At 53.4% G+C, this 15,283-nt stretch carries 12 protein-coding genes and 4 pseudogenes; 5 read left to right on the top strand and 11 right to left on the bottom strand.

Translation table 11 applies throughout. The features are described 5' to 3' along the window. The 5 genes and pseudogenes from M3P21_RS21590 to M3P21_RS21570 form a co-directional block, all read left to right on the top strand. Positions 1 to 280: DDE-type integrase/transposase/recombinase (locus tag M3P21_RS21590; RefSeq protein WP_249713535.1), on the top strand; the 280-nt coding region annotated here is incomplete at its 5' end. A 511-nt stretch (positions 281 to 791) separates the two neighbouring features. Continuing rightward, positions 792 to 1,619, top strand: a complete 828-nt coding sequence (locus M3P21_RS21585; protein ID WP_249713533.1) for a hypothetical protein — start codon at positions 792 to 794, stop codon at positions 1,617 to 1,619. Beyond that, positions 1,619 to 2,251 (top strand): RES family NAD+ phosphorylase, encoded by a 633-nt coding sequence (locus M3P21_RS21580; RefSeq protein ID WP_249713531.1) that lies wholly within the window; start codon positions 1,619 to 1,621, stop codon positions 2,249 to 2,251. Before M3P21_RS21585 ends, M3P21_RS21580 begins: the two co-directional genes overlap by 1 nt. A gap of 146 nt (positions 2,252 to 2,397) precedes the next feature. Further along, a pseudogene (locus tag M3P21_RS21575) lies at positions 2,398 to 2,535 on the top strand (IS481 family transposase); the annotation flags it as partial. A gap of 378 nt (positions 2,536 to 2,913) precedes the next feature. Further along, a pseudogene (locus M3P21_RS21570) lies at positions 2,914 to 3,363 on the top strand (IS21 family transposase); the annotation flags it as partial. Between the two features lie 125 nt (positions 3,364 to 3,488). On the opposite strand, the pseudogene M3P21_RS21565 reads toward M3P21_RS21570, so the two are convergent. From M3P21_RS21565 to M3P21_RS21515, 11 genes and pseudogenes are all read right to left on the bottom strand, one after another. After that, positions 3,489 to 4,005 (bottom strand): annotated as a pseudogene (locus M3P21_RS21565) (IS110 family RNA-guided transposase); the annotation flags it as partial. 100 nt (positions 4,006 to 4,105) lie between these two features. Beyond that, positions 4,106 to 5,566 carry a trimethylamine methyltransferase family protein gene (locus M3P21_RS21560; RefSeq protein ID WP_249713529.1) on the bottom strand — a complete coding sequence of 487 codons (1,461 nt, stop codon included), beginning with the start codon at positions 5,564 to 5,566 and terminating at the stop codon, positions 4,106 to 4,108. Between the two features lie 128 nt (positions 5,567 to 5,694). After that, the gene (locus M3P21_RS21555) at positions 5,695 to 6,759 is read right to left on the bottom strand and encodes a GlxA family transcriptional regulator (protein ID WP_249713527.1); all 1,065 of its coding nucleotides are present in this window, start codon (positions 6,757 to 6,759) and stop codon (positions 5,695 to 5,697) included. Between the two features lie 27 nt (positions 6,760 to 6,786). Then, positions 6,787 to 7,461 (bottom strand): carboxymuconolactone decarboxylase family protein, encoded by a 675-nt coding sequence (locus M3P21_RS21550; RefSeq protein WP_249713526.1) that lies wholly within the window; start codon positions 7,459 to 7,461, stop codon positions 6,787 to 6,789. After that, positions 7,461 to 8,624 carry a hypothetical protein gene (locus M3P21_RS21545; protein ID WP_249713524.1) on the bottom strand — a complete coding sequence of 388 codons (1,164 nt, stop codon included), beginning with the start codon at positions 8,622 to 8,624 and terminating at the stop codon, positions 7,461 to 7,463. Before M3P21_RS21545 ends, M3P21_RS21550 begins: the two co-directional genes overlap by 1 nt. Positions 8,625 to 8,644: 20 nt before the next feature. After that, positions 8,645 to 9,685 (bottom strand): LacI family DNA-binding transcriptional regulator, encoded by a 1,041-nt coding sequence (locus M3P21_RS21540; RefSeq protein WP_283781102.1) that lies wholly within the window; start codon positions 9,683 to 9,685, stop codon positions 8,645 to 8,647. A 248-nt stretch (positions 9,686 to 9,933) separates the two neighbouring features. After that, positions 9,934 to 11,508, bottom strand: a complete 1,575-nt coding sequence (locus tag M3P21_RS21535; RefSeq protein ID WP_249713520.1) for an ABC transporter substrate-binding protein — start codon at positions 11,506 to 11,508, stop codon at positions 9,934 to 9,936. Positions 11,509 to 11,662: 154 nt separating this feature from the next. Further along, a pseudogene (locus tag M3P21_RS21530) lies at positions 11,663 to 11,890 on the bottom strand (ABC transporter); the annotation flags it as partial. Between the two features lie 41 nt (positions 11,891 to 11,931). After that, on the bottom strand, positions 11,932 to 12,750 hold the full coding sequence (locus M3P21_RS21525; RefSeq protein ID WP_373320110.1) for an ABC transporter permease: 819 nt from the start codon (positions 12,748 to 12,750) through the stop codon (positions 11,932 to 11,934). Positions 12,751 to 13,010: 260 nt separating this feature from the next. Beyond that, on the bottom strand, positions 13,011 to 13,958 hold the full coding sequence (locus M3P21_RS21520; RefSeq protein WP_249713516.1) for an ABC transporter permease: 948 nt from the start codon (positions 13,956 to 13,958) through the stop codon (positions 13,011 to 13,013). Positions 13,959 to 14,316: 358 nt separating this feature from the next. After that, positions 14,317 to 15,093, bottom strand: a complete 777-nt coding sequence (locus M3P21_RS21515) for a class II aldolase/adducin family protein (protein WP_249713514.1) — start codon at positions 15,091 to 15,093, stop codon at positions 14,317 to 14,319. Positions 15,094 to 15,283: the final 190 nt, after the last annotated feature.

The following is a 15,283-nucleotide window of genomic DNA, read 5'->3' as shown; positions in this document are numbered from 1 at the left end:
ATGTGCGGCGAAGCGGAGGACGATGCCGAGTGTCGAGCATCAATCACGTAAGGGCTTGAACAACCGTGCTGAGAATTCCCACCAGCCAACGCGACAACGAGAGAAGGTGATGAAGAGGTTCAAATCAGCAGGCCACCTGCAACGCTTCGTATCCATCCACGACCCAATAGCCAATCTGTTCCATCTGCTCCGCCACGAAATGACATCAGCCGACTTTCGGGAAATGCGGTCGCTTGCTGTGCAAACCTGGCGTGAAATCGCACAGGTCTCAGCGGCCTAACCGCAAAGTCGGTGGAATTCGCTGACCTGTGACGGTTAAGTTTACGGTGCCGTAGCGACTGATAAATCGAACAACACCCGACACAAGGTTTTCAACCTTGGTGGATAGGGAGGGTTTAGCTTCGCTCATCACCTACCTTCCCGATCAGGAGAGAAGGATGTGCCTGAGACGTGCCGCACATGCCCGGCGCAATCTGACATGGAACCAAGGGCATCGTCTTCTAATCAATTCACATCTATCAATAAGCGACAGATTTGCATGAATCCTTGGACCCGGCAAACTTAGCGTGCACAGGAGCAGGTTCAGGCACGGCGTCGCCAGTCAATTCGTAGAATTTTCGGATGAATACGGTGCATCATCACTATCGCTGTGATAAAGCTGTCATAGTTGCTTTAGTTGCTTTAGTTGACAAATAGACAAAGCGGCACCATATTAAAAACGCGATATGACGCCCGCAGCTCAAGCGGACAGGCTGACCACTATTTACGTCCCGATAGGAACAGATACCGATATGGCCCGCAAGACGCCCACGACAACAGGAATTTCCACCACGATGCCCCGCGGTATTGAGGTATCGGCGATTGATGTGAACGCAAGTGATGCCGACCTCGGCGCGGCTCTGAAAACTATGTTGAAGAATCTGGGTGAGGAAGAGGTTGTCGCCTTTGGTCGTAGTTCCCGAGCAACCAATGCGCGACAGGGAAAACCGGGGCAGCAAAGGGCATTCTACGGAGTAGAGCACGCCGTTCGCAACGTTGAATACGTTCAGGGGAGCGTCAAAATCCACACGAATATGGTCCCCGCAAAATCGCCTGAAACAGGCACAAAAAAGGGCACGAAAGGTATACCTGCGCGAGGTGCCCGGCGCGGGAAGTCCTTTACTCTGGCAAAGTTTGTAGAAGTCACAAGCCCGACAGCACCCGCAGTCGGCAGCCAGCTTGAGCGTGCTCTGCGGGTGGCCGAAGCACGTGGTGCCGCCGCAAGCAAAGCATTACTTGCTGGCGACGAAATGCTCACCACATCCGAAATAGCCGACCTGATTGGTGTGACCCGCCAAGCGATCGACAAGCGCCGCAAAGCAGGACAGCTTCTGGGTCTGAAAGGTGGTCCAAAGACACTCAAATACCCGGAATGGCAAATTCTGCCGACCGGTGAAACAATTGATGGCCTGATCGAAATCATCGACCGTGTTGACGGTGACGCCTGGACCGCATATCGGCTTCTCGCCGAAACCTTCCCGGATGATGAAGGTGAACGCGTCTACGAGAAGTTACGACGGGGTGAGACGTCAAAGGTGCTGGCACATATCGACGGCGTATTGGGCAGTAGCACGACTTAATGCCCGATACTGACTTTTCTGAAGAGCACCTGCCGACCGAGGCATTCCACGAACGTGATCTTGATCTTGTCGATCTGGATCAGGTGTCGCATTTTCGTGCCTTTGAAACACGGCACCCGGATCCTTTGGGGTTTCGCCCGGCGTCGAGTCGGTTCTCCGACCCCGGCATCAGAGAAGGCGAAACGGACGTCTATGCGACTGTGTATTTCGGGACGAGTGTTGAAACATGCGTCCTAGAAGCGATCATCCGCGATAGCGGGTTGGGTACGGGCACCGAAGGAATTCCTGTGTCTCGAAGGTTTCTGCAAGGATGGTCAATCGTACAGGTCAAAGCAGCGGAACCGTTGAGATTGTTGGATTTGCGCGGATCGGGAACAATGTCCAATCGCATCCCGACGGACGCCGTGCGCGCACAATCTCATGATCTGGGGCAGATCTGGTCTCAAGCGATCCATGCGCACAAAAGCCAGCCAGATGGGATCATCTTTTCGTCCCGCCTGAACGAGCAACCAAACGTGGCAATCTTTGAACGCAGCATGCCGAAAATTCGCTCGATTAACAGCGCTCCGTTGTTCTCATATGGCTCTGAACTCGCAGCTATTCTCGATACCTACCAAATTGCGTTGGTATAGTCGGACGCAAACTGAGAGTGTCCGATCTTCTGTGTAACTTCGGCTTGGTCCATGCTTCCTGAGAGGAGCAAGGCCGATGACAATTTCCAAGGAACTGCTGGATGAACTTCTGAAGGGTTGCGAGCGGCCTGAAGATCTGCTTGGCGATGCAGGTCGATCTGGGCGACTGGCTGCATCACTACAACCACGAGCGCACTCATCAGGGCAAAATGTGTTGCGGCAGAACGCCGTTCCAGACCATGATCGAGGGCAAAGATATCTGGAAGGAAAAGTTCGTGAACTGAACTTGACCTGACAGACGCCGCCAGAAAAACGGTCAACTGTCAGATCACATCTGAACCACTACATGTTAGCAGATCAGGTCCAATTCAGAACCACGTGCTCGAAGCACTCTGTCGCAAGCTGGTTTTCCTGATCCGATCTTTCGATCCGGGTGCCATACCGCCTTTGTCCTCTTCCGCTTCCGCTGCCCCACAGCCGCGCGTGTCAGGCGCGCGCAGATGGGGCTCGGTAGACTTCCTCTTTGCTCATCAAAGCCCAAATGTTAGTGGCAGCTGTATTCTCCCCAAAAGAGGCAATTGAAAATTCCCCACCCGTGAGCGGCAGCGCCAATTCCAAACCTCAAATATTTGGAATTGGCGCTGTCGCGGGAAGCAGGCCTGATGCTCCGATTATCGAGAGACAGGGGCAGTCAGGTGAAGGGATTGAGGGAGATCGTTTTGATCCACGATTTACGACGACAGGGGCTGAGCATCTCGGCCATCGCGCGCAAGGTTGGCTCTGACCGCAAGACCGTGCGCAAATATCTGGAACAGGGCCTGGAAGCACCGAGCTACGGCCCGCGTCCATTGCAAGGCAGTGTGCTGGACCCTTACCGGGTTTATCTGACGGAGCGTGTTCGGACGTTCCCTGATTTGTCGGGTCGGCGGCTTCTGCGCGAGATCAAGTCGATGGGGTATGAGGGCAGCTATTCGACGCTGAAGCCCTTTCTGCGCGAGCTGCGTCCTCCCCGGCGCGCGCCTTTCGCGGTCCGGTTTGAAACGCCTCCCGGCAAGCAAGCGCAGGTGGATTTTGCCGAGTTCAAGGTGGAGTTCACGGACGAGCCCGGCGTAAACCCCTGACGACGGACACCCGGCGCACGACATCGCATGAAATGTCTCGATCGAGACATCAAGTACAGAGCTGGAGTCTTCCTCGGGGGCGTTGATCAGTTCAGGCAAGCCTGCGCTGCTTCCGGTATCGCGGTCTCACAATCTTCCACCATATCGACCAGCTTGCGGATGTTGCGGGCCCCCTGCGGAGCCACGTGACCCAGCTCTCCAAGGTGGCCTCGCAGGGCATTGATCAGCTGTGTGCGTTGCCGAACCAGAAGTTCCCGAGCCCGAAACACCATTGCTGCGCTCTGGGTCTCCTCGCTTTTCACGGGGACAAAACGCATGGTGGGACGGCTCGCAGCCTCAGAGATGGCCTCTGCATCAGCGGCATCGTTCTTCTGCCGCTTCACAAAGCGGTTTCACATACGCTGGCGAGATGAGCCTGACATCGTGACCAAGGCGACCAATCTCCCGGCCCCAGTAATGCGCGCTGGAGCAAGCCTCCATCGCTACCACACAAGGCGGTAGCTGACTGAAGAATTCGAGAACTTGATTCCGGCGTAGCCTTCTACGCAAAATCGCGTAACCCAGTTCATCCGAACCATGAACCTGAAACACATTCTTCGCCAGGTCCAAGCCAATCATGCCAAGCTGTTCCATAGACGCCTCCAAACTGGATTGTTTGCAAACCCACAATTGCACATCGAGGCCAGCGGGGGAGTCTACACCTTCAGAGCCTCCGACAGTTCCAAACCGCTTCCTACCGCAAAAGTTGGGCGAGATTTTCCCGTATGCGGTGCCTCAGATCCGGACTGCCTCTCTCCATCCAGGCGTCTGCATCTGATCGTTCTAACAAGCTTGGAAACCAATTTTCAGTTAAGTATCTGTCTTGAGTATGCTGATCCGTCAAAAATGAGTTGTCGTGGGAGGCCCGCCGGATCACGTCAACGGCAATGCTGTCAGCGTCAATCACGCACCCTGCGGCCATTTGGTTCGACCAGCCTACCAACTCATCACACAGGACCAGCATTTCCAGTGACCCAGTCCGACCACCGGATAGATACCCCAGATTGTGCACAAATGGCGTGCTGGCCATGGCTGCTATGGCCATATTTGCGCCTGCTTCGCTGGCAGCCTGCGCGTCAAAGTCGTGTGAGTCCGAGCAACCTGCGCCAATCCATGACGGCACTCCAATATGTTTGAAGTAGTCCGCAGCGCCCAGGCCAGTAAGCATGTATTCGGGCGAACCATAGGCCAGATCAGCTTGGCGCATATCCATCGGCAGCACTGATGAGCCGCATACGACAGGAGCACCGGGCTGACTCAGCTGGTGCAGGACTAGCCCCGCAATAGCTTCCGCCGACGATTGTGCTATGGCGCCAGCAGCGCTGATCGGACTGGACATACCCGGAAAAGTCGCCGGATAGCATACAACCGGCAAACGCATACGGGCGGCGTTAATCAGGCGTTGGCAAAAATCCTCTGGCAGTTTCAAAGGAGAAATCGGCCCCATCAGTTCAATTGCCACCGGCTTTTCCGCCAGCTTTTCAGCACTGCCGACCAGCGTGACCAGATGATCGACAATCCTTGTTTGAATGGCATCATCATGGGCCAGAATCGCGGCGGGTTTCGCGCAATGCTCAAACAGCGTCTTTGCGGTTTCAAACGCCTCGTCCTCGGCATTCACATCGCTGGGATAGCCTAACGAGCAGGACATCGCGATATTCGGAAGTTTCTCGCAAACCGTTGCGGTTCTTCGTATATCCTCGAGAGTGCAAGGCCGAAGCTTACCGGTTTCGTGGTCCAGAATACGCACGCAGTTATGGCCGGGGCAATAAGCCGTCAACTTCGAGTTGGTATCCACTTTCAGATTGCCGTTCAGATCATAGAGCTGCACCGAGCTCGGCACTGTAGACAGGGCATTTTGCACAAGATCAGGGGGAAAACGAATGTACTCGTTGTCCGCTTCAATGCATCCATGCTCTTCAATCAGAGTTTTTCTTGAAGCAGGATGCTCCACTAACACACCAAAACTCCAGAGAATGTTCAACACTGCGTCATGTATCAGCCCGGCTTCGGCGCCGGTCATGATCGAAATACGATGCTTCTGATCCCGCAAAGTTCCTATTCCGGCAATGTGAGACTTTCGGCTAATTTTCTCGCCCCGAGAACTCTTGCGGCGGAGCCGCGCCGGTTTCTTTGTTTTTGCTGACTGATCCATTTTCGTCTCACTCTCCAGTGCGGTGCCGCAAGGGTTTCAACCGGCTAAATCCCCGCTTGTAACGTTAAAATTTTTACTGCAATCCGTCAATCCTCACGTCCGGTTGCCCGTCGGGAAACGCTAAACTATCAGGCCGAAGGATTGAGCGACGTAAATCCGCCTGCACATTCATACAGTTCAGAATCGGTGCGTTTTTCAAACACACCTTCCGACGTTTTTCGTTCGGCCAGTTTTTTGGTTCTGATTTGTGTTGGTGTTTCGCGAAACCGGCTTCGGAAGGAACGATTGAAATTGGAGAGGCTGGAAAATCCGCAGGCTAAAGAAATTTCAGAGATTGGCAGGCCGGTTTGTTCGATCAGTGTTTTGGCTTTCTCCAGTTTGATCCTTGAATAATAACGCATGGGGCTTTCATCAAAATACTTCCGAAATAGCCGTTCCAGTTGACGGCTGCAGATGTTGACCTCTTGCGTTACATCTCCAATCTTGAAATCGTGCCCTTCGTATTGCTCCATAATTTCAACGGCTTCCAGAACCCTCAAATCGTCGATCCCCAGACGGTCACGCAGGGCCTGCCGCTGTTTTGTTTGCTGCTGCCGAATCTCTCCCTTGACCAGAATATCGGCGACCAAGGTAGCCAGGGATGATCCGTGATGCCTGCGCAGTATGTGCAAAAACACATCAAACGTCGCCACATAGCCGCTGGAAGTCAGCAACCTCCCAGTTTCGGAAAACAGTGTGTCCTCAATAGGCGTGTCGACAAGTTCCATATTGAGAGCAGACAGTTCCTGCCAGTGGGCGCTCACCGCTTCGGCCCCGAAAATGCCTGTGCTGACAATAGACGCAACCGCGTCAGACAGAAGGATCACTTCGGTACGCCGGCACCTTAACCAATGAACAGCCGTTTTCAGAGGGGAAGCCTGACTGCGGCAAGCCTCGCCGCCCAGAAACACCATCAGATCCGGCGGTTTGGAAACCTTGGAAAAGTCGCAGGCTTCAACCCCTACACCCGCTGTCGATCTCACGTTACCATCCGTTGTGGACATGATGGTCCAAGTGTATAATTCGCGGTTTGTAACGGTATTGGCACACCGGAAGATATCCAATACTGCTGCCAGTTCTGTCAGTGTAAACTCGGGCAGAACATAAAGCATTATCTGCCGAGGCCGGGCAATTTCAACTCCCAATGCAGGCATATTTAACATCTTCTGTCCGGCAGCCTTCTAGCCGCCCTCCCTGCCAGGGCTCACATTGGCAACAGTCGTCCGGGACACTTTTTGAAGACCCTTCTGCCCCAGGCCGATCCGCTCTTTTCCCAGGCTGATCCCCAGCCCATTGATGATGCGCACCCAATAGGCAAAGCTGGCCGCAACCTGGCAGGCTTGGGAAATCTGGGCATCCGTAAGCCCTGCACTTTTCAGTTCATGTATGTCCTCTTGGGTCATCTCCTCGGGCGTGAGAGAAAGTTTTTTTGTAAACACCGCCAATTGTCGGAACAGCGGCTTGATGACCTCGGCTTGCAGATCGCCGGCCTCCAAGGCCGAAAGAATCTTCTGCCCATCCGCACGGGAATTCGACGTGTTGATAAAATTTTCACCGTGGTGCGCCCGGGCATAGTCACAAGAGGCCAAAATCGCGACGAAAGTAGCAATGAATTCACAGGTGTTGAAATCCAGAGGACTGTCCGGCGTATGCAAAACAGCCTGATAGAATTTATGGGCAGGCAATATTGGTGCCGGCCAATCCGAAAACGCCTGATATAGACGGTGTACGCTGCCGTCTTCCCTGCAAAGTTGATCCTGTTCCTCCGAAGACAGATAGTCTTCGGGTGAGCGATCCGCACTTAGCCAACACATTGCGTCTGCTTGCTTTGATGGATCAAACTGCATGTCAGACATTATAATCCAATTTCCTGTTCAGTTTTCAGTTGTGCCGGAACAATGCCGAATTCCTTGATCAGCGCCTGCGCGCGTGCTGACTGGAAGAATGTGACTTCGCCACATTCGACAAACACCTGATTATCGAAGCGTACGGTCGGATCGATGATGTGCCAATTGATCTCGCCAGGCGGGTAATCCCCACATGTGTGAAAGTGCAAGTGTCTGGGACTGCCAAAAATCATACCATTCCAGCGAACCGGGTCATCGGCTGCCTTGCCGAAATAAGCGGTGCCTGGGTTCAACCCGCAATGCCATGAGTGAATGAGTGTTTCATCGAGCCCAAACAGCTCTGCCACCATTTTGCTATGTGCCCGGAACCGGTCTATACAACGGGGATTCCCGTCAAAATCTGCAACGCGGCCGTTTTCGATGGTGGCTGTGATCGGGCTTTCGATAAAATGGACTTCCGGCGAATAGACATTCGTATTGGTTCCGGTAATGAACCGGCCGAGAACAATCCGCCCATTCATGCTCCCGGCTGGTAACGGCTTATGCACAGACGTTGGGAACAAGTTCACTGTAAAGTTGCCGGTATCCTTGCTTTGACGAGCCATTTCAGCGGGCACTTCTCCGCTTACGTCAGTGCCAGCCGGGCAGGTCACCCGCCAGGTCTTTGCCTGTGACATTTCTGAATTGAAGGCATCAATCATCCTGACCATGAACAGATGTGGCAACTGCGTCGAACCTGCAGCAAGCATGTCTGCATCTAGCGTGTATACCATCGTCTTTGAACCGCGGCCCGGCAGGCTCTTAAACCGCATCTGGTCGCCTATTCGGTTCATGAAAATTGTGTGATCCACATATTCCATTGCAGCGGTCAGTGCCGCTGGGATCGCACCCGGCCCAGGTGCTCGTGACGTTGTCATCGTCAGCACTTCAGCGCCGATCCTACGGGCCTCAGTCGCTACGATCTGCGGTGCATCGCTATCAAAATACCCCAGCCCGTACTCTTCTTCGACCAATAAGACACGGTCACCAGCCTGCAATCCTACGCAATTGACTAACAAGTTTCGCGCGCCCTGAAGAGCGAGATCTGTGGTGGGGATTTCAGTTTGAGCGGGCACTTTGATCTCCGCGATTTTCGCTGTTTTTAACGTTACAATTGATCTAACATCATCCACAGGAAGCGTGTCAAGCGCGTTTAAGCTGACTCGCCCTGAATCAGTTTTCCAGGGTATGTAATCAGCCGTTCCTCAAACGAGTCACTATCTAGGCAATCAAGCAAAGCCTTTGCGCCAGCCTGGCCCATTTCATATGCGGGCGAAAACATGGTTGTGATGGTCGGGCTGCACATCTCGTGCAGCCGGAAAGCATTGAAACCGGTAACGCAAGTCTGTTCCGGTACGGAAATGCAACGGCTGCGCAAGAAAGAGATTGCAGACAATGCCACATTATCACTGATACACATCATCGCGTCCGGAACTCCCTCGTTTCGAACATGATGCTCCAAGGCCTGGTGAACATCTGCGTGATTGGTATCACCGCATGGAACAGTAAAGATTTTTTTTACTGAATTGCCCTTCCGAAGGCCCGCATACATTCCTTCGATTCTTCGGTTCACGGCCGCCCATTCGTTAAGCCCAGATGTAAGAATTGCCACATGTTCCGGCAAGCGATTCAGTACCGTCTGGGCAAGTTGTGCACCCCCAGAAAATTCATCTTGCTTGACAGCACACAGTTTGTGGCCTTCGCCGGCCGCACCCTCAAAATTTTCAAGGAACAGAACCATTGGCTGTTGTAGCGTGCAAATCGAGTCGAATTGTCTGCGCCTCATCCCCCGGTCACCAGATAGAAGAACGCCGATACCATCCGTCTGCAGATTGCGGATGATGTTTGAGCGGTCGAAATCTTCCGGCTTCACCCCCTGCAGCAACGTTGAATAGCCGCGACTATTCAAGTGGTTGCTAAAGCCCGAGACAATTTGGGTTGTATATCCATCGGACAAAAACTCGTCCGCACGATCGACAATAATCAACCCGATCGACCAAACCTGCGAAGTCCGCAGCACATGCGCCCCGTAGTTACGCCGGTAGTTCAACTCCTTGATCGACTTTTCAACCCGCTCTTTCATCGTATCAGACAGCAGGTGCAGACGGTCATTCACGAAATTGGAAACCGTCATGGGAGAAACTCTGGCATGTGCCGCCACTTGTTTCAGAGTAGTTCGTTTGCGTGTCGGCATCACCTAGTGCACTTGTGCTGGCTGATTTTCCTTACCCTTCTCCACGCACCGTGCAATTCCCTATCAGTCATAGCTTTGCAGAATACCCATTGCTTCGAAGGCAGCTTCGCCAACTATAATGTCCTAAGTCCGTGCTATGAGCCAGAGCCGTTGTGATGGTTCCTTACACTAGCAAGCGCAGCTGCCAAATAAGGAACCATCTCAGTGAAAGAAGGGGTATCTGCCGCTCAGGCGAGCAGCAGAACAGATCAGTTTCCGGTATACCACCACCTCTCGATCGCACGGCCGCCGTCCAATTCCCAGTCGCCGCCAACCTTGTCCGGCACTCCGATCTTGTCTGAAACCGACATAATATGGTTGGCAAACATTGGAATAACGGTGCCGCCCTCGTCGGATACAATTTGCTGCATCTCGTGATAGATACCAGCCCGTACCGATTCATCCAGCTCGCTGCGGCCTTTGACAAGCAGTTCGTTGAACCGGTCGTGAGCCCAAAATGTATCATTCCAGCTAGAGTCAGCGGAATAGGCCGCCGTGAACATCCAGTCAGGAGTCGCCCGGCCTGACCAATATGCAGCCGACCAAGGTTCCTTCATCCACACATTCGACCAGTAACCGTCGTTTGGAACTTTTTTAGGAATGATGTTCAATCCTGCGCCCTTGGATCTCTCGCTGTATAGCTGCACTGCTTCCAATGCCCCGATCCAGATTGATTCTGAGGCCGTCAGTTGCACTTCCAGGCTGTCCAGCCCGGCCTCTTTCAGATGGAACTTCGCCTTGTCAGGGTCGAATTGGCGCTGCTCAAGATCGGCATTGAAATATCTGTCCGTCACCGGAATGGGGTGGTCGTTGCCGAGCGTGCCATGCCCGCGCAGAACCTTCTCCACCATTTCTGTACGATTGCAGCCGTACTTCAGGGCTAGCCGGACATTGTTGTCATCAAATGGCGCCGTATTGGTCAGCATCGGGAAGGTGTAGTGCAGCGAGCCCGCCACCTCGACCAACCGGACCCCTGGACGCCGCGCCAGCAGGTCGGCAGTCTTAGGCGTCACCTGATCAATAACATCGACGCGGCCCGTCAGCAGTGCATTCTGACGCGCCGAAGGATCGTTGATGATGTTGATCTCCACTGCATCAAAGAACGCCGCGTTTTCTTTGAAGTAGGCGGGGTTCTTCCGCAGGACAGCTTTCACGCCCATATCGATACGTTCAAGGATGTAACCGCCGGTTCCAATGCCGGCTTCAGTCTGAAGTTCGCCGTCAACCAGCGGCATGATCGCAAATGCGCCGGCACTCAGCAACAGAGGATAATCCGCGTTGGCCCCAGTAAGTTCTATTTTGATTTCAGACGCTGAAATCTTGGTGATCTCGTTGATCTGATTGGCCAGCGCCTTCACCGAGGATTGGGACTCTTCACCACGATGGGCGTTCAGAGTCGCGATGACATCGTCTGCATCCATGGTCTTGCCATTGTGGAAAGTAACGCCCTGGCGCAACTTGAAGTGCCAGACCTTTCCGTTTTCACTGCCTTCCCAGGATTCCGCCAGTTCAGGGGTAATCTCGCCATTTGGGTCAATCTCGGTTAACCGGTTTGCAAATGCGCCGGACAAAAGTGTGATGAATGCGCTGGTGTTCAGTGCAGGGTCCATACTGTCGGACGTAGAACCGTGCCCGGTGCCCAGCCGCAATGTACCGCCTTGAGTCGGGGTATTGGCAAAGGTTTGTCGTGCACCCAAAATCGGCACAGCCGCCGCTGCCAATCCTGTCGCCAGCAACTGCCGCCGTGTCTGGTGCAACCCGGTGGTTTTAGCGTTTTTCTTCATTGTGACTTTCCTCCCTTGGAATAGCCGGGAAATTCCATTCCCGCTTTGACTTTACACAGGTACTGGCCGACATTTTTGCCTTGGCTCAGCTGCAGAGTTCGACGTTCAAAGAGCATGCATGGTTTTTTCCTGTTCGAAATCGTCTTTGCCTCCATTAATCGCTGGCTGAAACCATTCTCTGCTTTGCAAGGGCGGTTTCCAGCCAGCCAGGTTTCATTTCAGGATCAGATTTCAGCAAGAGACCGGTATAGTCATCAAACGGTGGAGCCAGCACCTGAGACTTGGGCCCTGAACGAACAACACGCCCTTTGTGCATGATGACGATGCTGCCAGCGATGGCTTTGACGGTGGCGAAGTCACGCGTGAAAAACAGATAAACCATGGCTCCGATCCCGAGATTGCGGACGTCCAGATGGCAGGTCATCAGCCACGTCCCCCTTTCAGACTTGCGGTCCGGTTCAACATCCAATCGACCACCATGTTGACGCTGACCGCAAGCAAGGCGATTACCGCACCGGGGTACAGCGCGGCCGGAACCAGAAATATCAAACCATCCTTGTTGTCTTTGACCATGCTGCCCCAATCTGCCTGCGGCGGCTGAATGCCCAACCCAAGAAAGGACAAAGACGACAAGAACAAAATGGCATAGGCAAATCGCAGGCCGAATTCAGCGATAAGAGGTGTCAGTACGTTCGGCAGTATTTCTCTGAATACGATCCACGCCCATTTCTCACCGCGCAGCCGGGCAGCTTCGACAAAGTCCATTACGATGACATCCGTTGCCACTGCTCGGCCCAGTCGAAATACCCGTGTCTGATCAATGATTGCCATGACAATGATCAGCACTGCAATATTCTGGGGCAGTGCGGCCAGCACCACCAGAGCAAATACCAAGGTTGGAATCGCCAGCATCAGATCGTTCAACCGACTCAGAATCTGATCACACCAGCCGCCGATCACTACAGCCAGAAAGCTCAGGAACATTCCCACCATGAAGGACAGCACGCTGGCGGTAATCGCAACCAACACGGTTGTGCGGGCACCATACACGAGCCGCGAAAACATATCCCGGCCCAGATTGTCGGTCCCCAGAAGATGGGTCCGGCTGGCCGGTTCCCAGATGTCACCAACGATCTCTGCTTCGCCATATGGGGCGATGTACCCGGCGAATATGCACAACACCAATACGAAAAGAATTACACACAGACCAAAAGAGGCGGTTAGCGGTACCCGCCGCGCAATACGCGCTTGTTTTGCGGGAAGGACTCTTGCCAGCAAAAGACGAAATACCAGTCCTATGCCGGCCGCGCAGAACACAAACAAAAGCATAGCCGCAGCAACCGAAGGAACCGCCGGGTTTCCAAACAAGCCGCTGGCGATCAGCAGCGCAGCCAAGCTGCCCGCCAACAGCCCGTAAACTTTCCCTGCCCGCTGGTAGGAAAAGAGCGCTGTCAAAACCAGAACTGTTGATGGCACAATTGTTTGCAGCATTCCATTCAACCTTATTTCGGATGCATCAGTCGCGGGTTGGCAATGATCGAGATAATGTCGGCCAGCATATTCAGAATCACATAGACAGCCGAGAAAACGATGCCGCAGGCCTGCACAACCGGCATGTCCCGGATCGTCACCGCGTCAATGAAGTACTGACCCATACCGGGGTAGGCAAAGACAACCTCAATCACCACAACCCCCACGACCAAATAGGCCATGTTCAGAGCCACCACATTGGCGATCGGCGCTATTGTATTTGGGGCCGCGTGTTTCCAGATCACCCGAAGCGGGCGCACCCCCTTCAGTTCAGCCGTCTCGATGTACGGGGATTCCATCACATTGAGTAGCGCGGCTTTGGTCATGCGCATCATATGCGCCAAAACGACAATCACCAGTGTCATGACAGGCAGAGCAATCAGCTCCAAATTCTGCAAAGTCCACAACGGGCCTTCCGGCACGATCGGAGGGCCATAGCCAACCCCAAGAACCAGGGCAAAGAAAAAGATCAGCAGATACCCGACAAAAAAATCGGGCATCGAGATCGCCGCAAGCGAGACGATATTGATTGCGTGGTCCGGGAATTTGTTGTGGAAGTGGACTGACACAACGCCAAGAAAAAGCGCCAGCGGCACCGCAACAAGGGCTGCGGTGGAGGCCAGGAAGAATGTATTCGCGAACCGGGAAAAAAGCTGCTCGTTGACATCCTTCCGGTTTGCCCAGCTCTCCCCGAAATCACCTGTTGCGACCCCTTGCAGCCAGCCTAGGTAGCGCGAGACCGCTGGCACATCCAGGCCAAGCTCCTGCCTGATCGCCGCGACCGATTCTGGCGTTGCTGTCTGGCCCAAAAAATTCTGCGCAAAGTCTCCGGGAAGGAGTTCAAGCCCCAGGAACAGGAATGCAGAAATCGCCAGAATTAGGAGCAGCCCAGCTGTGATCCGCAATGCAACAAGGCGCATGATAGGTTGATACTTGGTCACATATTCTCTCAAACCTTAAGGAGTTTTAACGTTACAATACATAGTTTCACCCACAATGAAATGAATTTCTTGCCCTCCGCCATTTGCAATGGAACATCGGAGCGGCCTGAGCAGTGTCGGCTCTTTGAAGAACAGCTGCCTAGGCGTTGTCCGTATAGAAGAACACTGTGGGTGGGATCACGTCCTTTGGATACTGCGCGTCTTTGAAAGAGATCATGAGCAGATTCTCAACCGGCTTCCAATGCACGCCATTCCGCGACACCTGCCTCAGCCCCCAAGGCTCCGAGGTACTGTGATAGCATCAGCCGATCCCATGCGCCCATGAACCGGGCCAGTATCAGGTGGCGTAGTCGGACCCTTCTTTGTCCAGAATTAATCTGAGCTTGGCCAGAAAGTTGAATGTTTTGAAATATTTCTCTATGCCATTCGCCGTTTTGGTAGCAATTTCATCGGACACAATTCGCAACGGTTTTCCAGAGCTTATAGCCAGAATATAGTTCCGGACTGCGCGTTCGAAATAATAAAGCCTTGTGAAGGTTTCATTCACGGAGCTCCCGACGACCAGAATACCGTGGTTGCCCATCACCATAACCTGAATTTTCGGATCATTCAGCATGGCGGCGCAACGTTCGCCTTCTTCTTCAAGGGCGATACCCCCGTAATTTTCATCTATGATGACGCGGTCATAAAAAGCCATCGAGTTCTGATCAATGGGGGGAAGGCGACTGTCCGCAAGCGAGGCCAGAGCGGTGGAATATGTTGGGTGCAGGTGAAAAGCGCACCTGATGTGGGGGCATCTTCGATGCAGTGAGCCATGCAAACCCCAAGCGGTCGCGTCCAAAACATCAGATTGGCCAAGTAGAGATTTGTCATTTGCATCCACGAGAACCAGATCGCTTGCCCTGATCAGTTCAAAATGACTGAGGTTGGGATTCATCAAAAACTTCGACCCATCGTCATTAACTGATAGCGAAAAATGATTACCGACGGCTTCGTGCATATCAAACCGCGCGGCCCAACGAAAAGCCGCAGCCAAGTCGACGCGTTCCGGCCAGAACGAAGCTTCTTCACTGCTGGTCTTTGACTGTTTTGATTTGACTTTAGTATCTGACATGTTTGGCCTCTCTATATAGTCAGTATCATCGGTGTGGTGCACGAATGTACTCAACGTGTAAGTTTGATGGCTCTGAAGGTGTAGACTCCCCCGCTGGCCTCGATGTGCCATTGTGGGTTTGCAAACATTCCAATTTGGAGGCGTCTAGCAGAAAACTCACGCTGAAGTATATCGATTCTTGTTGCGATAT

This window comes from Ruegeria spongiae, assembly GCF_023502395.1.
GTDB lineage: Bacteria > Pseudomonadota > Alphaproteobacteria > Rhodobacterales > Rhodobacteraceae > Ruegeria_C > Ruegeria_C spongiae.
This window is presented reverse-complemented; position numbering and strand designations above follow the sequence as displayed.

Bases quoted from the DNA above. Each gene is read 5' to 3' on its own strand.
- M3P21_RS21585 (WP_249713533.1), top strand. From the start codon at position 792: ATGGCCCGCAAGACGCCCACGACAACAGGAATTTCCACCACGATGCCC.
- M3P21_RS21580 (WP_249713531.1), top strand. From the start codon at position 1,619: ATGCCCGATACTGACTTTTCTGAAGAGCACCTGCCGACCGAGGCATTC.
- M3P21_RS21560 (WP_249713529.1), bottom strand. From the start codon at position 5,566: ATGGATCAGTCAGCAAAAACAAAGAAACCGGCGCGGCTCCGCCGCAAG.
- M3P21_RS21555 (WP_249713527.1), bottom strand. From the start codon at position 6,759: ATGCCTGCATTGGGAGTTGAAATTGCCCGGCCTCGGCAGATAATGCTT.
- M3P21_RS21550 (WP_249713526.1), bottom strand. From the start codon at position 7,461: ATGTCTGACATGCAGTTTGATCCATCAAAGCAAGCAGACGCAATGTGT.
- M3P21_RS21540 (WP_283781102.1), bottom strand. From the start codon at position 9,685: ATGCCGACACGCAAACGAACTACTCTGAAACAAGTGGCGGCACATGCC.
- M3P21_RS21535 (WP_249713520.1), bottom strand. From the start codon at position 11,508: ATGAAGAAAAACGCTAAAACCACCGGGTTGCACCAGACACGGCGGCAG.
- M3P21_RS21520 (WP_249713516.1), bottom strand. From the start codon at position 13,958: ATGCGCCTTGTTGCATTGCGGATCACAGCTGGGCTGCTCCTAATTCTG.
- M3P21_RS21515 (WP_249713514.1), bottom strand. From the start codon at position 15,093: ATGTCAGATACTAAAGTCAAATCAAAACAGTCAAAGACCAGCAGTGAA.